At 75.5% G+C, this 20,840-nt stretch carries 24 protein-coding genes; 12 read left to right on the top strand and 12 right to left on the bottom strand.

Annotation, left to right across the window (positions count from 1 at the left end):
• Positions 1 to 135: 135 nt before the first annotated feature.
• The 6 genes from K1J57_RS24715 to nirB form a co-directional block, all read right to left on the bottom strand.
• Entirely contained in the window at positions 136 to 867 is a 732-nt protein-coding gene (locus tag K1J57_RS24715) for a septal ring lytic transglycosylase RlpA family protein (protein ID WP_220561034.1), read from the bottom strand.
• A 289-nt stretch (positions 868 to 1,156) separates the two neighbouring features.
• The gene (locus K1J57_RS24710) at positions 1,157 to 2,302 is read right to left on the bottom strand and encodes a dual specificity protein phosphatase family protein (RefSeq protein ID WP_220561033.1); all 1,146 of its coding nucleotides are present in this window, start codon (positions 2,300 to 2,302) and stop codon (positions 1,157 to 1,159) included.
• Between the two features lie 101 nt (positions 2,303 to 2,403).
• Positions 2,404 to 3,096: a sirohydrochlorin chelatase gene (locus K1J57_RS24705; protein WP_220561032.1), complete on the bottom strand. Its 693-nt coding sequence runs from the start codon at positions 3,094 to 3,096 to the stop codon at positions 2,404 to 2,406.
• Between the two features lie 5 nt (positions 3,097 to 3,101).
• Positions 3,102 to 4,265 (bottom strand): uroporphyrinogen-III synthase, encoded by a 1,164-nt coding sequence (locus tag K1J57_RS24700; RefSeq protein WP_220561031.1) that lies wholly within the window; start codon positions 4,263 to 4,265, stop codon positions 3,102 to 3,104.
• Entirely contained in the window at positions 4,262 to 4,660 is a 399-nt protein-coding gene (nirD, locus tag K1J57_RS24695) for a nitrite reductase small subunit NirD (protein WP_220561030.1), read from the bottom strand. The genes K1J57_RS24700 and nirD overlap by 4 nt, the downstream gene beginning before the upstream one ends.
• Positions 4,657 to 7,161, bottom strand: coding sequence for a nitrite reductase large subunit NirB (gene nirB, locus K1J57_RS24690; RefSeq protein ID WP_220561028.1), 2,505 nt, complete (start codon positions 7,159 to 7,161; stop codon positions 4,657 to 4,659). The genes nirD and nirB overlap by 4 nt, the downstream gene beginning before the upstream one ends.
• Before the next feature lie 215 nt (positions 7,162 to 7,376).
• Here nirB and K1J57_RS24685 point away from each other — a divergent pair, with 215 nt between their 5' ends.
• Complete coding sequence (locus tag K1J57_RS24685) at positions 7,377 to 8,279, top strand: ADP-ribosylglycohydrolase family protein (RefSeq protein ID WP_220561027.1); 903 nt, start codon at positions 7,377 to 7,379, stop codon at positions 8,277 to 8,279.
• A gap of 155 nt (positions 8,280 to 8,434) precedes the next feature.
• Positions 8,435 to 8,917: a DUF6194 family protein gene (locus tag K1J57_RS24680; protein WP_220561026.1), complete on the top strand. Its 483-nt coding sequence runs from the start codon at positions 8,435 to 8,437 to the stop codon at positions 8,915 to 8,917.
• A 184-nt stretch (positions 8,918 to 9,101) separates the two neighbouring features.
• Here the strand turns inward: K1J57_RS24680 and K1J57_RS24675 are convergent, their stop codons facing one another.
• A complete protein-coding gene (locus K1J57_RS24675) occupies positions 9,102 to 9,506 on the bottom strand; it encodes a helix-turn-helix domain-containing protein (protein WP_220561025.1) in 405 nt (134 codons plus the stop codon).
• A gap of 85 nt (positions 9,507 to 9,591) precedes the next feature.
• Here K1J57_RS24675 and K1J57_RS24670 point away from each other — a divergent pair, with 85 nt between their 5' ends.
• The 3 genes from K1J57_RS24670 (at position 9,592) to K1J57_RS24660 (ending at position 11,723) form a co-directional block, all read left to right on the top strand.
• Complete coding sequence (locus K1J57_RS24670; RefSeq protein ID WP_220561024.1) at positions 9,592 to 9,771, top strand: hypothetical protein; 180 nt, start codon at positions 9,592 to 9,594, stop codon at positions 9,769 to 9,771.
• A gap of 16 nt (positions 9,772 to 9,787) precedes the next feature.
• Positions 9,788 to 10,429 (top strand): DsbA family oxidoreductase, encoded by a 642-nt coding sequence (locus tag K1J57_RS24665; protein WP_220561023.1) that lies wholly within the window; start codon positions 9,788 to 9,790, stop codon positions 10,427 to 10,429.
• Positions 10,430 to 10,601: 172 nt separating this feature from the next.
• The gene (locus K1J57_RS24660; RefSeq protein ID WP_255646571.1) at positions 10,602 to 11,723 is read left to right on the top strand and encodes a hypothetical protein; all 1,122 of its coding nucleotides are present in this window, start codon (positions 10,602 to 10,604) and stop codon (positions 11,721 to 11,723) included.
• A 48-nt stretch (positions 11,724 to 11,771) separates the two neighbouring features.
• Here the strand turns inward: K1J57_RS24660 and K1J57_RS24655 are convergent, their stop codons facing one another.
• From K1J57_RS24655 to K1J57_RS24635, 5 genes are all read right to left on the bottom strand, one after another.
• Positions 11,772 to 12,416, bottom strand: coding sequence for a LysE family translocator (locus K1J57_RS24655; RefSeq protein ID WP_220561022.1), 645 nt, complete (start codon positions 12,414 to 12,416; stop codon positions 11,772 to 11,774).
• Positions 12,417 to 12,516: 100 nt separating this feature from the next.
• On the bottom strand, positions 12,517 to 13,092 hold the full coding sequence (locus K1J57_RS24650; RefSeq protein WP_220561021.1) for a GNAT family N-acetyltransferase: 576 nt from the start codon (positions 13,090 to 13,092) through the stop codon (positions 12,517 to 12,519).
• Entirely contained in the window at positions 13,089 to 13,682 is a 594-nt protein-coding gene (locus K1J57_RS24645) for a hypothetical protein (protein ID WP_220561020.1), read from the bottom strand. The genes K1J57_RS24650 and K1J57_RS24645 overlap by 4 nt, the downstream gene beginning before the upstream one ends.
• 119 nt (positions 13,683 to 13,801) lie before the next feature.
• A complete protein-coding gene (locus K1J57_RS24640; protein WP_220561019.1) occupies positions 13,802 to 14,128 on the bottom strand; it encodes a co-chaperone YbbN in 327 nt (108 codons plus the stop codon).
• 324 nt (positions 14,129 to 14,452) lie between these two features.
• Positions 14,453 to 15,046: an ABATE domain-containing protein gene (locus tag K1J57_RS24635; RefSeq protein WP_220561018.1), complete on the bottom strand. Its 594-nt coding sequence runs from the start codon at positions 15,044 to 15,046 to the stop codon at positions 14,453 to 14,455.
• 84 nt (positions 15,047 to 15,130) lie between these two features.
• On the opposite strand from K1J57_RS24635, the gene K1J57_RS24630 reads away from it, so the two are divergent.
• The 7 genes from K1J57_RS24630 (at position 15,131) to K1J57_RS24600 (ending at position 20,789) form a co-directional block, all read left to right on the top strand.
• Entirely contained in the window at positions 15,131 to 16,024 is an 894-nt protein-coding gene (locus K1J57_RS24630; RefSeq protein WP_255646570.1) for an alpha/beta fold hydrolase, read from the top strand.
• 72 nt (positions 16,025 to 16,096) lie between these two features.
• A complete protein-coding gene (locus K1J57_RS24625; protein WP_220561016.1) occupies positions 16,097 to 16,663 on the top strand; it encodes a YciI family protein in 567 nt (188 codons plus the stop codon).
• Positions 16,664 to 16,731: 68 nt separating this feature from the next.
• The gene (locus K1J57_RS24620; protein WP_277615508.1) at positions 16,732 to 17,292 is read left to right on the top strand and encodes a DUF4291 domain-containing protein; all 561 of its coding nucleotides are present in this window, start codon (positions 16,732 to 16,734) and stop codon (positions 17,290 to 17,292) included.
• A gap of 363 nt (positions 17,293 to 17,655) precedes the next feature.
• Positions 17,656 to 18,045, top strand: a complete 390-nt coding sequence (locus tag K1J57_RS24615) for a VOC family protein (RefSeq protein ID WP_220561014.1) — start codon at positions 17,656 to 17,658, stop codon at positions 18,043 to 18,045.
• Between the two features lie 308 nt (positions 18,046 to 18,353).
• Complete coding sequence (locus K1J57_RS24610) at positions 18,354 to 19,091, top strand: phosphotransferase (protein ID WP_370634502.1); 738 nt, start codon at positions 18,354 to 18,356, stop codon at positions 19,089 to 19,091.
• Positions 19,092 to 19,115: 24 nt separating this feature from the next.
• A complete protein-coding gene (locus K1J57_RS24605; protein WP_220561011.1) occupies positions 19,116 to 19,943 on the top strand; it encodes a phosphotransferase in 828 nt (275 codons plus the stop codon).
• Between the two features lie 90 nt (positions 19,944 to 20,033).
• Positions 20,034 to 20,789: a DUF899 family protein gene (locus K1J57_RS24600; protein WP_220561010.1), complete on the top strand. Its 756-nt coding sequence runs from the start codon at positions 20,034 to 20,036 to the stop codon at positions 20,787 to 20,789.
• Positions 20,790 to 20,840 lie beyond the last annotated feature (51 nt).

The following is a 20,840-nucleotide window of genomic DNA, read 5'->3' as shown; positions in this document are numbered from 1 at the left end:
ATCTTGCGAATGACGGGGATTGTGCCACGCGGTGGGGACGTGCGGGGGATCACACGCGGATCCCGCACCGCCCGCAACGCAGGGCGCCCCGCGCCCTCGGGGAGGGTGCGGGGCGCCCGAGGGGCGGGTCGGGGGCTAGGAGACGACCTGCCACTGCACCTGGCCGACGCCGGCCCCGGTGCCGATGATCTGGTCGAACGCGGCCGTGGACAGGTCCAGGCAGCGCCCGGCGACGAAGGGCCCGCGGTCGTTGATGCGCACGGTCACCGACTGCCCGTTGTTGGGGTTGGTGACCTGCACCATGGTCCCGAAGGGCAGGGTCTTGTGCGCGGCGGTCATCGCGTTGGGGTCGAAGGTCTCGCCGTTGGCGGTGGTGCGGCCCGCGAAGTCGGCCCCGTAGAAGGAGGCCTCGCAGGTGCCGCCCTCCCCGGTGGGCTCGCCGCCGCCACCGCCGCCGTTGTCGGTGGAGGTGTCCTCCTCCGGCTCCGGCTCGGGCTCCTCCTTGATGTCGGAGGCCTCGGCGCTGGTGGTCTGGGTGGCCCCGGCGACGGCCTCCTCGGCCCCCTGGGCGGCCCCGGTGTCCGGCTCGCCCTGCTCCTGGGCGGGGACGAGGGGGTCGGGGTCGGCCTCGGGGACCACGGTGGCGTTGGTGGCGCCCTCGGGGCCCGCGCCGGTGGCCACGACGGCCGCGGTCGCGGTGCCGCCCACGAGCAGGGCCAGGCCGGCGGCGCCGGCGAGGATGAGGGTGCGTTTGCGGCGGGCGCGCTTGGCGGCGACCCGGGGACCCACGGGCGCGGGTCCGTGGGCGGCGTCGAGGAGCGCGGTGTCCTCGTCGACCGGTGTGGTCTGGGGCTGGTTTTCGCCCACGTCGGAGTCCTTTGAACGGGAACAGGGCAGGGCGGGCCGCTCGGGTGGCCCGTGCACGGCGCCGCCCGGATGAAGGAGGGCGGGGGGTGCGCCGGGTGCACGGCGCCCGCCGGTGCCGGGCCGTACCGGGGCCCGGGCGCGGGGCCGGAGAGGGACCGCCGGGTGGCGTCACGCGGGGTCTGAGCGCAGAGCCTAAGGGGTAACGCTGAGGTCACGGTACCGGAAAGCGACGGTTTGTGGAACTTCTCACGACACCGTTGCGGACGGTCCCTATCCGGTCACGGGTCGGTCATCCGGTGATGCGCGGCTCGGGCAGGTCCGCGCGGCGCGGCGGGATCCCGTCGGGGAACAGGGCGGCGGCCGGGTCGGCCAGGTCGTGGCCGCTGAGGTGGGCGACGGCGCGGGCCAGGGAGGGGTTGTCCAGGTGCCCCCCGACGGTGCGGATGAGCAGGGCCAGGGAGGGCAGCACGGGGGCTCCCAGCCCCGCGGCGGCGTAGCGGGCGGCCACCGCCGGGGTGCGCGAGGCCCCGGCCCAGCAGTGCAGCAGGACGCGCTTGCCCTCGGCGCGCAGGGCGGCGACCGCGGCGGCGGCCTCGTCCAGGGCGAAGTGCAGGTTGGCGTTGGTGCTCGGGTTGTCGTGCAGCCACACCCGGACCCAGTCGGCCGGGGCCAGGTGGGGCGCGTCGGTGGGGTGGGTGCGGCACAGCGACACCACGGCGTCGACGGTCTCGGGGCGGGCGCGCAGGTGGTCGATGTTGCCCAGCAGGACCTCGGGGTCCAGGGGGTGGGGGACGGCGAAGGGCGGCAGGCGGCGCGGCTCGGCCGCCAGGACGCTGCAGTGGGGCCACAGGTCGGCGCGGGGGCCGCGGACCAGGGCGAAGGTGTCGGCGACCAGGGTGTGGGGGTCCACCGTCCCGGCCAGGACCCGCAGCGCCTGCAGGGGGACGGCGGACAGGCCCCAGCGCGCCCCGGCCAGGGCCCCGGTGTACATGGCGGCCGGGTCCCCGGAGGCGGTGTAGGCGGTCCAGACGGCGTCCACCAGGTGGGTGCAGGCGAAGGAGCCCCGGTGGGGCGCGTGCTCGGGGACGGGCGTGCGGACCAGGGCCCGCCAGGAGGCGCCGCGGGGGTCGTCGACGGGGGCGTGCTCCAGCTCGGGCGAGCGGTCGGGGGCGGCACCGGTGCGCACCAGGGCGCGCAGGACATCGGTCCAGGCCCGGTCCAGGGGGTCGGCGGGCGGCGGGGAACGGTGGTCCAGCGCGGTACGGGCCAGGACGGCCAGGCGGGCGGGCGGTGAGGGGGCCGGGTCCAGGAACCGGGCGAGCAGGCCGGGGTCGGCGCCGACCAGGGCCGTTGCGGCGGCGGCCCCGGTCAGGACGCCCATGGCGCGGTCCCAGGCGGGTTCGCGGACGTCGTCGGACACAAGGGGCGTGGGCATGGCGCTGCCTCTCGGGGGGCGGTGGCGGGTCCACCGGGATGTCTTCCCCGTCGGGGGCGGATGCGCACCCGGTTGCCGCAATCGGCCACCCGCCCGGGCGTTCACGCGGGCTGGGGGATGGCGGCCCCGGCGTAGCGGGCGGCGACGGCGTGGGCGACGGCCGCGTCCGGGCACAGGGGTCCGGCCACCACGTCGGCCCCGGACCGTTCCAACCGCCGCTGGAACAGCCCGGGGGCCAGCAGCCAGGAGGCCACCGCGACGCGCCGGTGCCCGCGGGCGCGCAGCTCGGCGACGCGCTCGGCGACGGAGGGCGCGGCGGTGGCCGCGAACGCGAGGTGGACCGGGGCCTCCAGGCGGCCCGACAGGGCGTCGGCGGCGCGGCGCAGGTCGGCCATGGCGCGGGGGTCGGAGGTCCCCGCGCAGCCCAGGACCACGGCGTCGCCGGGCCGGTACCCGGCGCGGACCAGCCGCCGCACCGCGGTGTCGCGCACGGCCGGGTGGTCGCCCAGGGCGGGGGTGACGACGGCGTCGGCGCGCCCGGCGCGGGCGAGCTGGTCGGGGATGTCGGTGCGCACGTGGTAGCCCGCCGCCAGGAACGCCGGCACCACCACCAGGGGGCCCGGGGAGTCGGCGGCGACCCGGCCGACGGCGGGCTCCAGGACGTCGGCGAAGGCCAGGCGGGTGGGCACGCGCGTCAGCTCGGCCACCCGCAGCGCCAGGGAGTGGGCGACGGCGGTGCCGCGCGGGTCGCGGGTGCCGTGCAGGGCCAGCAGCAGGGCGGGGTGTCGGTGCACGGTCCTCACTCGCATCCGGGGGTGTCGTCCAGGGCCAGCCGGTAGCCGCGCTTGACGACCGTCTGGATGATCTTGGGGTCGCCCAGCGCGGTGCGCAGCCGCGCCACGGCGGTCTCCACGGCGTGGGCGTCGGCGTCCTCCCCCAGGCAGGTGAGCAGGCGGGTGCGGTCCTGGACCTGGCCGGGGCGGTGGGCCAGGGCGCGCATGAGCCGCATGAGGGTGGGCGAGAGGGTGTGGACGGTGCCGTCGACCAGGACCGCGTGGCCGCGCAGGCGCAGCCGGTGCCCGGCCACGGCCAGGGTCGGGAAGCGCGCGGGCAGCTCCTCGGCCAGGGACCGCACCTGGGCGCCGATCCGGGCGCGCTCGGGCCAGGTGGTGGGGATGTCCTGGGCCATGAGCGGGCGGGCGGTGACCGGGCCCACGCACATGGCCAGCACGTCGCGGCGCAGGGCCTGGACGAGGGCGTCGCCGTGGCCGGTCGCGCGGGCGCGGGCGAGCAGCCCGGCGGCGGCCGGGGCGCTGGTGAAGGTGACGGCGTCCACTCCCCCGCAGGTGATCGCCTCGATGAGCCGGTCCAGGGGGCCGGTCTGCTCGGGCTGGGTCCACCGGTAGACGGGGATCTCCACGACGTCGGCCCCGGCCAGGCGCAGGGCGGCGGTGAAGTCGGGCAGGGGCTCGCCGTGCAGCTGGATGGCCACGCGCAGCCCCTGGACGCCGCGCTGCAGGAGGTAGTCCAGGACCTCGGCGGAGGACTCCGAGGGCGGGGACCACTCCTCGGTGAGCCCGGCGGCGCGGATGGCGCCCTTGGCCTTGGGGCCGCGGGCGAGCAGGCGCGAGGCGCGCAGGGAGTCCAGCAGGCCGTCGACGGTGCCCCAGGTCTCGCAGGCCTCCACCCAGCCGCGGAAGCCGATGCCGGTGGTGGCGACGACGACGTCGGCGGGGCGGCGGACCAGGTCGTCGGAGACCGCGGCCAGGCGCTGGTCGTCGCTCAGGGGGACGATGCGCAGCGCCGGGGCGGCGATCACCTGGGCGCCCTTGCGGCGCAGCAGGGCGGAGAGCTCGTCGGCACGGCGGGCCGCGGTGACGGCGACGGTGAACCCGGCCAGGGGCGCGGTGGTGGGCGGGCTCGGGGTGCGCGGGCCGGGGGTGAGCGGCGGGGCGGTGGTCATGTGGCTCCCTCCGTACGGGCCCGGGCGCCGATGCGCACGGTGGTGCCGTCGTCGTGGACGGCCCAGGTGTCCAGGGCCACGTCCGGGTCGTCCAGGCTGCGGCCGGTGCGCAGCGAGAAGACGTTCTTGAGCAGGGGCGAGGCGACGGTGGGCTCGCCGGCGCGGTCGCCGACGATGCCGCGGGACAGGACGGCGGCCCCGGTGAAGGGGTCGATGTTGTCGACGGCGTACAGCTCCCCGGTGCGGGTGCGGAACAGGGCGGCCTGGCGGCCGCCGGGCAGCAGGACGGCGACGCCGTCGTCGGGGCGCAGCCGGGCGCTGGGGCAGGCGGCGGTCCAGGCGGAGCCGGTGTCCTCGGCGGCCGGGTGGGCGGCCTCGGTGGCGTAGGCGGTCATGCGTTCTCCCGGGTGCGCAGGGTGGGGATGCCGAGCCCGACGGGCGCGGCGGGGACGGGCTGGTCGCGGGTGGTGGTGAAGGCGATGGTGGGGTCGGGGGTGTCGGGGGCGTTGGCGAAGGACTGGAAGCGGGCCAGCTTGTCGGGGTCGGCCAGGACGGCGGCCCACTCGTCGGTGTAGGAGGCGACGTGGCGGTCCATGGCGGCCTCCAGGTCGGCGGCGATGCCCAGGGAGTCCTCCACGACGACCTCGCGCAGGTGGTCCAGGCCGCCGTCCAGGGCCTCGATCCAGGCGGCGGTGCGCTGGAGGCGGTCGGCGGTGCGGATGTAGAACATCAGGAACCGGTCGATGTAGCGGATGAGGGTGGGCTCGTCCAGGTCCGAGGCGAGCAGGTCGGCGTGGCGGGGGGTGAACCCGCCGTTGCCGCCCACGTACAGGTTCCAGCCGTGCTCGGTGGCGATGATCCCGAAGTCCTTGCCGCGGGCCTCGGCGCACTCGCGGGCGCACCCGGAGACGGCGGACTTGAGCTTGTGGGGCGAGCGCAGGCCCCGGTAGCGCTCCTCCAGGCGGATGGCCAGCCCCACGGAGTCCTGGACGCCGTAGCGGCACCAGGTGGTGCCCACACAGGACTTCACGGTCCGCAGCGACTTGCCGTAGGCGTGCCCGGACTCGAACCCGGCCTCGACCAGGCGGGTCCAGATCGCGGGCAGCTGCTCCAGGCGGGCGCCGAACAGGTCGATGCGCTGGCCGCCGGTGATCTTGGTGTAGAGGCCGAAGTCGCGGGCGACCTCGCCGATGACGATGAGCTTGTCGGGGGTGATCTCCCCGCCCGGGATGCGCGGCACGACGGAGTAGGTGCCGTTGCGCTGCATGTTGGCCAGGTGGCGGTCGTTGGTGTCCTGGAGGGAGGCCTGCTCCCCCTCCAGGATGTGGCCGTTGCCCAGGGACGCCAGGATGGAGGCGACGGCGGGCTTGCAGATGTCGCAGCCGGCGCCGGTGCCGTGGGCCTCGATGAGGGCCGAGAACGTGGTGATGCCGGTGGCGCGGACGATCTCCAGCAGCTCGGCCCGGGAGTGGGCGAAGTGCTCGCACAGGGCCTTGGACTGGGCGATCCCGGCCTTGTCCAGGAGGTTCTTGAGCATGGGCACGCACGAGCCGCAGCTGGTGCCGGCGCGGGTGCACGCCTTCAGGGCGGGGACGTCGTGGTTGCCGTCGCAGATGGCCTGGGCGATGGCGCCCTTGGTGACGGCGTTGCAGGAGCAGATCTGCGCCGAGTCGGGCAGGGCGTCGGCGCCCAGGGCCTCGCCCTGGGGGGTGATCAGGGCCAGCGGGTCGCCGGGCAGGGGCGAGCCCACCAGGGGGCGCAGGGTGGCGTAGGCGGTGGCGTCGCCCACCAGGACGCCGCCCAGCAGGGTGGTGGCGTCGTCGGACAGGACGAGTTTGGCGTAGCGGCCGGTGGCGGCGTCGTTGACCACCACGTCCAGGCAGTCGGCGGTGCGGCCGTGGGCGTCGCCGAAGCTGGCCACGTCCACGCCCAGCAGCTTGAGCTTGGTGGAGGTGTCGGCGCCGGTGAAGGTGGCCCGTCCGCCGACGAGGCGGTCGGCCAGGACCTCGGCCATGGCGTTGCCGGGGGCGATGAGCCCGTAGACGGTGCCGCGGTGGCAGGCGGCCTCGCCGATGGCGTGGATGCGGGCGTCGGAGGTGGTGCAGGTGTCGTCGACGGTGATGCCGCCGCGTTCGCCCACGTCCAGTCCGGCGGCGCGGGCGAGCTCGTCGCGGGGCCGGATGCCCACGGAGAAGACGACCAGGTCGGTGTCCAGGCGGGTGCCGTCGGCCAGGAGCAGGCGGGCGGCGCGGCCGTCGGGGCCGGCCTCCACGGCGGTGGAGGCGGCGCCGGTGTGGACGTGCACGCCCAGGTCGGAGACGAGCCCGGCGAGCAGCGATCCGGCGCCCTCGTCGATCTGGGCGGGCATCAGGTGGGGCGCGAGTTCCACGACGTGGGCGTCCATGCCCAGCAGGCGCAGGGCGTTGGCGGCCTCCAGGCCCAGCAGGCCGCCGCCGATGACGACGCCGGTGCGGGCCCCGGCGCGGGCGGCCGCGGTGATGGCGTCCAGGTCCTCGATGGTGCGGTAGACGTGGCAGCCGGGCAGGTCGTGTCCGGGCACGGGAGGCACGAAGGGGCTGGAGCCGGTGGCCAGGACGAGCCGGTCGTAGGCCAGGGTGCGCCCCGAGGCCGTGGTGACGGTGCGGGCGGCGCGGTCGACGGCGGTGGCCCGCTCGTCGACGTGCACGTCCACGGCGGGGCCGGACAGGTCGCCCAGGGACAGGTCCTCGGCGGTGGCGCCGTCGAAGTAGGAGGACAGGGCGACGCGGTCGTAGGCGGTGCGGGGCTCCTCGCCCACGACGGTGATGTGCCAGTGGCCCGCCGCGTCGCGGTCGCGCAGGGCCTCGACGAGTCGGTGGCCGACCATGCCGTTGCCGATGACGACGAGTTCTTCCATGGGGGTGTTCCTCCCGGTGCGGTTGCGTTTCAGGCAACCTCCGAGGTGTTACCCGGGCGTTGGGCGATGGTGTCGGGCATGTTTCGTTGTGCTGTCACCGCAGGTGGGAGCCGAGTGATGGGGGCATAGTGCGAGCGTGGGCGGGGTCGCGGGCCCCGGTGGGACCTCGGTCACACCCTGTTCGGGAGGGCGCGGGTGGGGGAGGATGGCGGGCGATGACCACCTCTCCGCTCTCCTTCGACGCCTCCGAGCGCGCCCGCCGCGCACTGTCCAGCCTGTCCGCCCTGGCCGTGGGCGACGCCTTCGGCTCCCAGTTCTTCGTGCCCGGCAACCGGTTCCGGCACCGCGCCCGGGAGCTGCCCGAGGGGGTGTGGTCGTGGACCGACGACACCGAGATGGCCGCGTCGGTGTACCGGGAGGTCGTCCGGCACGGGGAGGTGGACGCCGACCGGCTGGCGGGGTCCTTCGCCGCCCACCACGACTTCGACCGCGGGTACGGGCCCGCCACCGGCCGCCTGCTGCGGCTGGTGCGCGAGGGCGCCGACCACCAGGACCTGGCGGCGGGCTTGTTCGACGGGGCCGGGTCGTGGGGCAACGGCGCGGCGATGCGGGTGGCCCCGCTGGGCGCGTTCTTCGCCGACGACCCCGGGGCCGCGGCCGGGTGGGCGGCGGTGAGCGCGCGCGTCACCCACACCCACCCCGAGGCGGTGGACGGGGCGGTCGCGGTGGCGGTGGCCGCCGCCCTGGTGGCACGGGGCGAGGCGGGGGCTCCGGGGACGTTCCTGGGCTGGGTGGCCGACCTGCTGCCCCGGGGCGCGCTGCGGGAGGGGGTGCGGGCCGCGCGAGCGCTGCTCATCGTGCCCGAGCCCGTGGGCGCGGCCCACCGGCTGGGCAACGGCTCGCGGGTGCGGGCCCTGGACACGGTGCCGTTCGCGCTGTGGGTGGCGGCCAAGCACCTGCGCGCGCCGCTGGAGCCGGCGCTGTGGGCCGCGGTCGCGCCGGGCGGCGACATGGACACCGTGGCCGCGATCGTGGGCGGGGTGCTGGGCGCGGACCCGGCGGCGGCCCCGAGGTGGGCCGACCGGGTGGAGGCGCTGCCCGCCTGGGCGCTGGACTGACCGGGCGCCCTGGTCCGCGTTTGGAGGGTTTCGGGGACCGCACCCCCTGTTCCACGGGGTGAACGCGGCTCCGGGGTTCCGAAAGGAGTTCAAGGCCACGATGGAAGGTACGGGCCGCCGACCGGGGCCCGTGGACCGACCGGAAGGGGCCTGCCATGACCCAGGACGAGATCATCGCGTTCATCGAAGGACTGCCGGAGGTGGGCACCGTGCGGGCCGGCTCCGAGAACGGGGCGCCGGAGGCGGCGTGGGGGGACGTGTTCTTCTTCCACGAGCCCGGCGGCGACCCCGCCCGGCGCCGGAACATGCCGTTCGCGACGGTGGTGGCCTCGGACTACCCCGGGTTCGACACCGCCTCCCGGCTGGACCGGCCCGGCGTGTTCCGGGTGAACATCGCTGTGGGGCGGGAGCTGTTCGAGGAGCTGGTGGGGTACCCGCCGGCCGCGCACGCCGAGCACGCCGACGGCACGGACCCCTCGCAGGCGGACCGGATCATCGCCCACCCGCTGTACGCGGCCCAGGGGTGGGTGGCGGTCGTGTGCCCCGGCGAGGCGACCTCGGAGCGGGTGCGCGCACTGGTGCGGACGGCCCGCGAGGCTGACGCGGCGCGCAGCGCCCGCCGCACCGGCGGCGCCTGAGGCCCCGCCGGACCGCGGCCTGACGGGCCGCGCCGGCGGGAACCCTGGAGCCTGCGTCGGAATCCCCGTTCGCCGACCGCGCTCAAGGAGAGGCCCGGCGCCCGCCCCGAGTGCCGGGAGCGTTCGTCGGGGTCGGCCCCCTGGGCACAGGCGGCCGCGACCGGGATGACCCGCCGGAGCCGTCCTAAGCCCCGGGCCGTTCGCGATCGTGGCGTTCGCGGGCGGCCCGGACGTCCTCCCGGTGCTCGACGGCCCACCGGTCCAGCGCGGTCAGGGGTTCGAGCAGGGTGCGGCCCAGACCGGTGAGGGAGTACTCCACCCGCGGGGGGACGCTGGCGTGGGCGGTGCGCTCCACCAGGCCGTCGCGCACCAGGGCGCGCAGGGTGAGGGTGAGCATGCGCTGGCTGATGCCGTCGATGGTGCGGTGCAGCTCGCTGTAGCGGTGGGTGCGCCGCCCCAGCAGCACGATGACGAGCACGCTCCACTTGTCGCCGATGCGGTCCAGGACCTCCCGGACCGGGCAGTCGTCGGGGTTCACGGCGGGGCCGACACCCTCCCCCGGGGGAACACGGGTGTTCGTTGCGGACATTGAAGTGCCTCCTTGTCCCTGACCTGCGACTCCCCCATACTCACTGATAATGTGGTTACGCACAATATGTAAGTAAGGGGGCGTCGTGGACGAGCAGGACACCGAGCGGACCGCGCCGCAGCAGGCCACCGGCACCACCGACGGGCGCGAGGCCGCCCCCGCGGACCCGGCACCGCCCGCGACACCGCCCCTGGCCATGGTCACGGGCCTGGTGACGGTGGGGACCGAGGACGCGCCCGCGTGCTCGGACGGCGTGTGCTGGTGAGTGGGGAGTTCGTTCCGTGCAGGTAGAGATCTGGTCCGACATCGTCTGCCCGTGGTGCTACATCGGCAAGCGCCGCTTCGAGAGGGCGCTGGAGTCCTTCGCGCACGCCGACGAGGTCGAGGTCACCTGGCGCAGCTTCCAGCTCGACCCCGGCTTCGCCCAGGGCGAGAGCATCCCCGTCTACGACGCGCTGTCCAAGAAGATGGGCGCCCCGCGCGAGCAGGTGCGCGCCATGACCGAGCAGGTCACCCGGGTCGCCGCCGAGGAGGGGCTGGAGTACGACTTCGCCTCCGGCGTCATGGTCAACACCTTCGACGCCCACCGCCTGGTCCACCTGGCCCAGAGCCGGGGCCTGGGCGACGCCGCCCACGAGGCGTTCATGAACGCCCAGCTGGTGCGGGCCGAGGACCTCTCCGACCCCGAGACCCTGGTGAGGATCGCCGTGGAGATCGGCCTGGAGGAGGCCGAGGCCCGCGAGGTACTGGCCGGGGACGCCTACACCGCCGAGGTGAACGCCGACATCGACGCCGCCCGGCGGCTGGGCGCGACCGGGGTGCCGTTCTTCGTGATCGACCGCGCCTTCGGGGTGTCCGGCGCCCAGCCGGTGGAGGTGTTCGCCTCCGCCCTGGAGAAGGCCCACCAGGCCTCCCGCGGCTGACCCCGGCCCCACCGCTCCCACGGCCCCGCCCCCGGTCCCCCGGGCGCGGGGCCCTCGGCGCGGCACCCTCCCCCGGACGGGGGAGGCGGCTCCCCCGCGCAGGTGAGGATCACCCGCCCCCGCGCCGACAGGCTTGGTGGAGAAGACACCGCACGCCTGTGAGGAGCACGCCGTGAACACCTCGGCACCCCCCGCCGCACCCGGGACCGCGTCCGCCGCCCGGACCGCACCGATCACCTGGGCCGTCCTGGCCTGGTCCGCGGTCGCCCTCGCCCTGGGCCTGGGCTGGGCCGCCGGCCTGCTGCCGCCGGGGGTCCCCGACGGCGACGGGTTCGGCTCCCTGTACGGGCGCTGGGGCGCCGGCGCGGCCGCCTGGACCACCCTGGCCCTGGGGGCCGCGGGCACCGCGACCGCCCTGCTGATGATGCGCCCGGGCCGCGGCGGCCGGGCGGTGGCCTACACCGCCTGGGGCCTGTCGGCGGCCGTGGTGGCGCTGTTCGTGACCGGGAGCCTGCTGGCGTTCCTGGGGTACACGATGATCATGCCGGTGGCGGGCTGGTTCGTGCCCGGCCTGGCCGGGAAGTGGATCACCCAGGTGATGCTGCCGGAGAACCTGGGCCTGTTCTTCTTCGCCGCGGGCGCGGCGCTGTGGGCGGTGGCCGGGCTCTCGGCCCTGCGGGCCGCGCGCGGCGCCTGCCAGGACTGCGGACGCGCCCACGGCTGGACCCCGCACGCCGAGCACGCCACCCGGGTGCGGGCGCTGCGGGTGGGCCGGATCGCGGTTCTGGTCGCCTGCCTGAGCGCCCTGCTCTACCCGTCGATCCGGTTCCCCTGGCTGTTCGGCATCACCCCGGGCATGGGCGAGGGCTTCGCCGAGGAGCTGCGGGCCGACCCGGGCACCCTGTTCATCGGCGTGGGCCTGGGCTCGGCGGGAGTGGTCGGCGCCGTGCTGATGCTGGGGCTGGTGCAGCGCTGGGGCGTGCGGTTCCCGTTCTGGATGGTCGGCCTGGCGGGCCGCCGGGTGCCGGTGGCGCTGGCGGTGGTCCCGGCGACCGCGGTCGCGGTCGCGCTGATCGCCATGGGGCGCAGCGTCATCGTGCAGTTCGCCCTGGACCAGGTGGGCATGACGAGCTCGTCGGCGCTGCACACCGCGATCTTCATGTCGATGGCGGTGTGGGGCGTGGCCCTGGCCACGGCGGTGGCGGCCTACGCGGTGCGCCGCCGCGCCGAGTGCGGGACCTGCGAGCGCGGCCTGCCCGAGGCCGAGCCGCGCGACCTGCGCACCGCCGCCTGAGAGGCCCCCGCGGCCCCGGCCCCCGCACGGGGGCCGGGGCCGCCCGCGTCAGCGGCCGTGGACGGCCATCCGGACGCCCAGGCCGACCAGCACCGTCCCGCTGACGGCGTCCGACCAGCGGCGGACGGCCGGGCGCCGGAACCACTCCCCCGCCCGGCCGACCACGGCGGCCAGCCCCAGGTACAGGACGATCTCCACCGCCACCTGGAGCAGCGCCAGCAGGGCGGTCGTAGCGAACAGCGGCCGGTCCGCCGGGACGAACTGCGGATAGAACGCGACCATGAACGCGGCGGCCTTGGGGTTGGCCAGCATCACCAGGAACCCCTCCCCGAAGGCCCGCCACCAGGCCCGGGCCGCCTCCCGCGGCGGGTGCGCGTCGACGGGGCCGGCCTCGGCGGGGCCGCGCCGGGCGGACAGCAGCGCCTTCACCCCCAGGTACAGCAGGAAGGCCGCACCGGCCACGCGCAGGACGAGGTAGGCGGCCTCGGAGGCCGCCACCAGGGCGGCCAGGCCGGCGCCGACGCACAGCGCCCACACGTACAGGCCCGCCTCCAGGCCCAGGACCGTGGGCACGGCCCCGGGCAGGCCGCGCAGCGCGGCACGGCGCATGATCAGCACCATCGCGGGTCCGGGGGAGGCGGAGATGAGCACCACGGCGACGAGGAACGCGGGCAGGGAGGTCGTCAGGTCCATGCCCCCTATGACACCCCTCCCCCGCCCGCGGCACAATCCGGTTCCCCCGGCGGCCCTTCCGCGGGTCCCGTCCGGCGAAGGCCGCGCGGGGGACGGCCGGTCAGGGGCGGGGGTCCCCGGCCAGGCGGGCGTACAGGTACAGGTCGCGGCGCTCGCCGCCGATCTCCTGCCACCGGCGCATCAGGCCCTCCCGGCGGAACCCGGCGGCCCCGGCCACCCGCAGCGACCCGGTGTTCCACGGCTCGATCGCCAGCTCCAGCCGGGGCACCCCCAGGGCGTCGTGCGCCCAGGCGGAGGCCAGGCGCAGGGCGTGGGCGGCGGCACCGCACCCCCGGTAGCCCGGGGCCACCCAGTAGCCGAGGGAGCCGCGGCCCTCGGCCGCGTCGCGCAGCGACAGGGTGATCCCGCCGACCCCGCGCCCGGTGCGGGTGTCGGCGATCACCAGAGGAACGCCGACCCCGCGGGAGAGCACCAGCGCCCGGCTCTCGATGTACCGGCGGGCGGCGGCCTCGTCACAGGGGTCGGGGAGCGTGGTGACGCTGACGGTGTAGGGGTCGGCGGCCGCCGCCACGACCAGGGGCAGGTCGGCCTCCTCCCACAGCCGCAGCAGGAAGGGCGAGGGCCCCGGAGGGGGCGGCGGCAGGAGGGGCGCGCCGCCGGGCCGCGCTCCGGTCAACTGAAGAAGCCCGCCACGCCCCGGCCGGCCGCGTCGGCGGCCCGGCACCACCCCATGCAGGACTCGGCGGCCTGGAGGACATCGGGGTCGAGCGCGGCCTTGGACCCGTCGTCGGCGGCGCCCCACTGCTCCAGGGCCTTGCGGCACCGCTCGGTGCTCCACTCGCCGTAGCCGGGGACGAAGTCCGAGGGCGCGGGGACCGGATCGGGCGCGCGGCCGTAGCCGAACTCCGCGACGCTCACCGCGGTCACCCCCACCGCCCCGAGCCCCTCGTCGACGGTCTCGGGCCACCCGGCCCGCATCGGGGAGAAGTCGTTGTTGTCCAGGTAGCGGCCGTGGAACTCGCAGATCCACTTGTACGCGTAGTTGTACATGGTGCCCTGGTCCGGCTCGAAGGGCCCGCCCTCGATGACCGCGCGGATCGCGTCGCGGACGGGGAGGAGGTCCAGGCCGGAGAACTGGGCGTCGAAGTGCTCCAGGTGCTGCTTGAACCGGCCGCCGATCATCCGCCGCAGCTTGTCGTCCCCCGAACCCACGGAGGCGTGCAGGACGTCGAGGTCGACCACGTAGGTCGTCAGCGCGTAACTCATGCGGGAACGCTACCGGCCCCCGCCGACACCGCGCCCCGGACGGTCGCGCCCCCACGGACGGCGGGAGCGGACCGGGCCCCGCCCCCGGTGGGGCCGCGGGGCCCGGTCCGGGGCGGGTGTCACAGGTGCGGTGTGATCAGGTCGACCACGTTGTTCTTGGAGGCGGGCCCGATCCGGGTGGCGACGATGTTCCCGCCATTGAAGACGTGCAGGGTGGGGATCGCCGTGATGTCGTACTTGGGAGGCGTCTCGGGGCTCCGGTCGATGTCGAGCCGGGCGACGGTCACCCGGTCCGCGTACTCCTTGGCGACCTCGGCCAGGACCGGGTCCAGCGCCCTGCACACCGCGCTCCACTCGGCCCGGAAGACCGCCAGAACGGGTCCCTGTGCTTCGACGACCTTCGCTTCGAAGTCCGCGTCGGTGACGTCCAGAACGGTGTTGGCCATGGTGGTGCTCCTTCGTGACCGCGGGTCGGGATGACGGTGCCCATCGTCCCCATTTCGTGCCGGGTTCCGCGGTGGAACGGAGCCGACGCCGGTTCCCTGGAGGGGTTCGTGGCGGTACGCCCGCTTTCGCGGGTGCGGATCCGGAGCGCCGCAAGGCGGGTTCCGGATCAGCCGATGCCCGGGACCGGCGGCCTGCCCTGGGGGCGGCTCCACCGGGACGCCCTGCCGCGGAGTCTTGCCCGGTGGCCGCGATCACCGGCAGCGCGCCCGGGGCCCGGACGTGTCAGTCGGCCGGCGCCGCCCGACGCAGGCGGCCCGCCCGGGTCAGGACGGCTCGGAACCGGCCTGCGCCGCCCTGTGGCGCCGGTAGTAGCGGGCGACACGGGCGCGGTTGCCGCAGCGGGCGGGTGAGCACCAGCGGCGCCGGGGGTGGGCGGGCAGGAACAGCATCACGCAACCCTCGGCTTCGCACCGCTTGATCCCGGCGGCCCCCGGCCCGGTGACCAGATCCACAGCGGCCTCGGCGAACACCGCCGCCAGCACCGCCCCCGCCGGGCCGGTACGGCAGGTCACCGCCCTCACCCCGGTGCCGTCCCGGTGCAGTTCGCGCACGGGCGGCGCGGCGCGCTGGGCGGCGTTGAGCCCGGCCAGGGCCGCCCGGGGCGGGGCCGCCCCCTCCAGCAGGGCGTCCACCACCGCCCCGGTGTCGGCGCGTACCGCGTGCAGGGCGGCCAGGTCCGCGGCGGTGGCGGAACCGCGGGCCTCGGCGGGCAGGCGGTCCGCCTCCAGGGACAGCCAGGCGGCCAGCAGCTCGGGGGTGGCGATCAGGTCCGTGCGGCGTCCGTCCGGGCCCGCGGGCCGGGTGTTGACCAGGTCCAGGGCCAGGGGTTCTCCGGTGAGGGGTCCGCGCTCGTCCATGGGCTAATGCTACATGGCGACATTGACGCATTAGCCGACTCCGGAGTAGAACTAATGCATCTTCTCCACAGGAAGGCATGTGACATGTCCGTTCGCACCGCCCCGCCGCTCGCACTCCCCGCCCGGACCGCCCACCGCCGCGTCACCGCCGCCGGGGCGGACGTCTTCTACCGCGAGTCCCTCCCCGACGCCGAGGACGCCCCGACCCTGCTGCTCCTGCACGGCTTCCCGTCCGGCTCGCACCAGTTCCGCCGCCTCATCGACGCCCTGGGGCGGCGGTACCGGCTGATCGCCCCGGACTACCCGGGCTTCGGGCGCACCCGGGAACCGGAGGGGTTCGCCCACACCTTCGACCGCCTGGCCGACGTCGTGGACGCGTTCACCGACGCGCTGGCACTGGAGCGGTACGCGCTCTACATGTTCGACTTCGGGGCGCCAGTGGGATTCCGCCACGCCCTGCGGCACCCCGAGCGGATCACCGGCCTGGTGGTACAGAACGGCAACGCCTACGAGGAGGGCCTCTCGGAGGGGGCGCGGGACTTCGTCGCCCTGACACCGGACGCCCCCGGCGCACGGGAGGCCGTCCTGGGACTGCTCACCCCGCAGGGCATCCGCGGCCAGTACGAGACCGGAGCGGCCGCACCGGAGCTGATCGACCCGGACGGCCCGCTGCTGGACGCCGCGTTCTTCGACCGGCCCGGACGCGAGCGGGCCCAGCTGGCGCTGGCCTTCGACTACAAGAACAACGTGGCCGCCTACCCGGCCTGGCAGGCGTGGCTGCGCGGGCACCGGCCGCCGACGCTGATCACGTGGGGCGCCCTGGACCCCTTCTTCCCGGAGCCGGGCGCGCGGGCGTACCTGCGGGACGTGCCCGACGCCGAACTGCACCTGTTCGACACCGGGCACTTCGCCCTGGAGGACCACCTGGGGGCCATCGCGCCGCTGGTCGCCGACTTCCTGGACCGGCTCCCGCGGTGAGGGCCCGCTCCCCGGTATCCCCCACGCGACCCCGGCCGCTCCCGGAGTGGGCCTCCCGTGAAGAATGAGGCCATGGAGTTCTTCTGTTACCACCGCGACCGGCGGGGATCCCTGGCCCTGCGCGAAGAATTGCTGGAAGCGCACTGGTCCTACATGGACCGGTTCGCCGAGGGGATGATCGCGCGCGGGCCGACGTTCGCCGAGGACGGGGAGACGCCGACCGGCAGCGTGCACATCGTGGACCTGCCGGACGCGGCGGCCGCCCGGGAGTTCGCCTTCGCGGAGCCGAACTACCAGGCGGGGGCGTACCGGGACGTGCTGCTGCGCCGGTGGCGCAACCTGCTGGGGCGCACCATGTGGGACTTCCCTCGGGCCGAGGGCGGAGGCGATGACGGCCACCTGTTCCTGGTGCTCGGCCTGGGCCCCGAGAACACCGGGGACGCACCGGACACCGCGGTGCCCGACGACCGGGACGCGCTGATCGCCTACGGGCCGCTGCTGTCCGACGACGGGACGGTCCGAGTGGGGACGGCGGCGCTGGTACGGGCCGCGGACGCCGGGGCCGCGCGGACCGTGCTGGACGGGGAGCGGCACGCCGAGGTCGAGGTCCACCCCTGGGAGTTCGGCGGGCGCCGCTGAACCGGGGCGGGCCCGCACGGCGGTAAACCGCTGGCCGCGCCGGAACGGCTGATGACAGGATGCGGCCCATGACGCAGTACCGGATCCGCGCCGACTACGACGCCCGCACCATCGTGGTCTACCAGGCGTACCCGCCCGCGATCGCCGACGCGGCACTGCGGGCGGGGCGCTTCGTCGCCCCCTTCTCGTTCCAGCGGATGACCTGGATCAAGCCCTCGTTCCTGTGGCTGATGCACCGCAGCAACTGGGCCCGCAAACCGGGGCAGGAACGCGTCCTGGCGGTGCGGATGACCCGGCAGGGCTGGGAGCAGGCGCTGTCCCGGGCCGTACCGACCACCGCTGCTCCCGAGGAGCTGTCCAGGGCCGCCGTGCACCTGCAGTGGGACCCCGAGCGCTCGCTGCGCGGAGCGGCCCTGAACCACTACAGCATCCAGGTCGGCATCGGCCGCCACCTGATCCGCACGTTCGCCGAGGACTGGGTGGTCGGCCTCACCGACCTCACCCCGCAGGTCCACAAGGCGGCGGCGCTCGTCCGCGGCGGGCGCGCCGACCAGGCCCGGCGGCTCCTGCCCCCCGAGCGCCTCTACCCGGTGGGCCCGGACCTGGAAGAGCGCCTCACCCCGGCCTAGGACGCGGCCCGCCAGCCGGTGGGCGCGGCCGGTGCCGCGCCGCTCCAGCCAGGGTTCGTGCCCGACGCTCCCGATCCGGGTCAGGGGTGGGATTCGGCCCGGCAGTGGGTGTGCCGCCCCGGCCGGAGGGAGCGACCGGTGCCGCGCCGGTCGTGGCGGTGGACGGGGGCGGAGCCGGCCGGATGGTCGGGCGAACCGCGACCCGCCGGTGCAGAAGTGCGCCGCCGGCCAAGGGAGTGAGGGCCCCGTCGAGGTCACGGTGAGGAACACCCCGGGCGGGGCGCGGCAAATGGATGGCGCCGGCGCACGGTTCTTCGGCAGGGTGGGGGCGGGAACACCGGTGCCGGAGAAAGGGATGCCGACATGGCCAGCAAGTTCACCGAGCTCGCGTTCGACTGCGCGGATCCGGAGGGTCTCGCCAGGTTCTGGTGCGAGGTCCTGGGCTATGAGGTGCAGGGGCGGGAGGACGGCTTCGTTTCCATCGGCTCACCCGAGGTCCCCGAGGGCGCCCGGAGGCCCGGACCGGTCCCCCCGGTACTGACCTTCGCCCGGGTACCGGAGGGCAAGGTCGTCAAGAACCGGCTGCACATCGACGTCAACCCGACCGACCGGGACCAGGCCGAAGAGGTCGAACGGCTGCTGGGGCTGGGCGCCCGGCGCGCGGACGTGGGCCAGGGCGAGGGGGACACCTGGGTGGTGCTGGCCGACCCGGAGGGCAACGAGTTCTGCGTCCTGGCCACACGCCGCCCCTAGCGCCCCTTCAGCGGGTCATTCCGCCCCGCGCCCGCGAGGCCGCCTCTTGCCGCGCCGCCTGCGCTCGGACGGCCGAACCCGGGCCGACCTGCGCCGGCCGTCTTGCGAGAGATCGCCTCGCGCCCGCTCCCGGCATTCGGCGCAAGCGCCGAAACGCTCGAAAGCATCCACCGAACACGCCCTAGCGCTGTTCGGCGGATCATCCCGCCCCGCGCCCCGGGCCGACCCGTGGCCGCGCGGCGGGGCCGGCCCCCGCACGCGGAAAAACCCCTGGCCCCGCCGGAGCGCGCCCTGTGACAATGCTCCACGTGGAAGAGGTCGAGGTGGTCGTCGCCCACCGGGACTGCGCGACACTGCGCGTCGGCGACGTGTTCCTGAAAATCGACGCCGACCAGAGCCGCACCGACACCGAGGTCGAGGCGATGGCCCTGGCACCAATCCCCACCCCCGAGGTCCTGTGGCGCAGACCCCCCGCGCTCGCCCTCGCCGCCCTCCCGGGCCGACCCCTGGGCCGCCTCGGCCGACCGTCCACCGCGTCACCGGCGGCGTGGGCCGCGGCCGGGGCCGCCGTGCGGGCACTCCACGACGCGCCGCCGCCCCCCTGGTCCGGCCGGGACCCCGACCGGCTCGCGGCCGACCTGGACGCCGAGTGCGCCCGACTCCTCGACGACGGCCTCCTCCCCGCCGACCTGGTCACGCACAACCGCCGGCTCGCGCAGGCCGCGCTCCGGCCGTGGACACCGGTGTTCGTCCACGGCGACCTGCAACCCGCCCACGTGTTCGTCGACGGCGACGAGGTCACCGGCGTCATCGACTGGACCGAGGCGGGACCGGGCGACGCCCTGTTCGACCTCGCCGTCCTGACCCTGGGCCACGAGGAGCACCTCGACGACGTCATCGCCGGCTACGGCGCCGACGTCGACCCCGACCTGATCCGCGCGTGGTGGTCCCTGCGCTGCCTGCTGGCGATCCGCTGGCTGGTCGGGCACGGCTTCGACCCGGCGGCGCCGGGCTGCGAGATCGACGTGCTCAAGGCCCGGATGTGAACACCGAAGAAAGGACCGACCCGCATGCGGGCAGAGCAGTTCCCACGGGCGGTGGCCGCGGCCACCGCGATCGCCTCCTCACTCGGCCTGGACGCCCAGGACGCCGTCGTCCTCCACGACTCGAACAAGCTCACCCTCCGGCTGCTGCCCTGCGACGTCCTGGCCCGGGTGGCGCCGACGGCCGATCAGGTCGCCCGGTTCGAGGTCGACCTCGCACGAAGGCTCGTCGGCGCCGGCTGCCCCGTCGCCGCCCTCGACCCCCGGGTGGAGCCGCGCGTGCACGAACGCGACGGCTTCACGGTCACCCTGTGGACCTACCACGAACCCGTGACCTCCCACGCGGTCCCGCCGGCCGACTACGCCGACGCCCTGGAACGCCTGCACACCGGCATGCGCGGCATCGACCTCCCCGCACCGCGGTTCACCGACCGGGTCCAGGACGCCCAGCGGCTCGTGGCGGACCGCGACCGCACCCCGGCGCTCACCGACCCCGACCGGGAACTGCTCGGCGACACCCTGGCCACCCTCAAGAGGACCGTCGGCGAACGCGGCGGCTCCGAACAGCTCCTGCACGGCGAACCCCACCCCGGCAACCTGCTCGCCACACGCGAGGGCCCGCTGTTCGTCGACCTGGAGACGTGCTGCACCGGACCCGTCGAGTTCGACCTCGCCCACGCACCCGAGGAGGTCGGCACGCACTACCCGGGAGTCGACCACGACCTGCTGCGCGACTGCCGGATCCTCGTGCCGGCGATGATCGCCACGTGGCGCTGGGACCGCGACGACCGGTTCCCCGACGGGCACCGGATGGGCACCGAATGGCTCGCCCGGATCCGCGCCGCCCTCGCCTGAGAAACACCGCGCTCCCCCTCGCGATGAGTTCCGGCCCGGGTAGGGGTCAGTCGTAGTGACCGATCCGGCACCGGACACCCGGAGGACACCATGACGACCACCAACGACGGCCCGGACACCACCGCGCTCCCCGGCCGCCCGCCCGTCGTCGACCAGGCCACCTGGCAGGCCGCCCGCGACGAGCTCCTCCTCCGCGAGAAGGCCCACACCCGCGAGGGCGACGCCATCGCCGCCGCCCGCCGCCGCCTGCCCATGGTGGAGTTCGACGGGACCGTCGAAGTCGCGGGCGCCGACGGCCCCGTCCCGTTCACGGACCTGTTCCAGGGACGCGACGAACTCGTGGTCTACAGGCACATGTGGAACGACGGGGAGCCCCACCAGGGCCAGTGCTACGGCTGCACCACCGCGGCCTGGCACCTGCGGGACGCCTCCTACCTCAACGCCCGCGGCGTCTCCCTGGCGTTCGTGACCGAGGGCCGCTGGGAGGAGGTGGAGCCCTTCGTCGGGTTCATGGGCTACACCCAGCCCTGGTACTCGGTGCGCGGCCTGCCCGAACCCGTCGGCGGCGAGATGGGCTACCTCGTCTGCTACCTGCGCGAGGGCGAGCGCACGTTCCTCACCTACTCCACCACCGGCCGCGGCTGCGAGCGGGTCAACGCCTCCATGGGCCTGCTCGACATGACGCCCTACGGCCGAGGCGAGGCGTGGGAGGACAAGCCCGAGGGCTGGCCCGAGGGCGGGGACTCCTGCTGGACCTGGTTCACCGACGCCGACGGCAACCCCACCTGGGGGCCGACCGGCCGCCCCACCCCGCAGTGGACCCGCCCCGGGGCGACCCGGCTGTAGGCCCCGCGGCCGCACCGGGCCGCCCGACGGGGGCCGGTCGGGGCGGGGCAC

It is taken from the genome of Nocardiopsis sp. MT53, assembly GCF_019598965.1.
GTDB lineage: Bacteria > Actinomycetota > Actinomycetes > Streptosporangiales > Streptosporangiaceae > Nocardiopsis > Nocardiopsis changdeensis.
The sequence above is the reverse complement of the archived record's forward strand: the minus strand, read 5'-3'. Positions and strand labels throughout refer to the sequence as shown.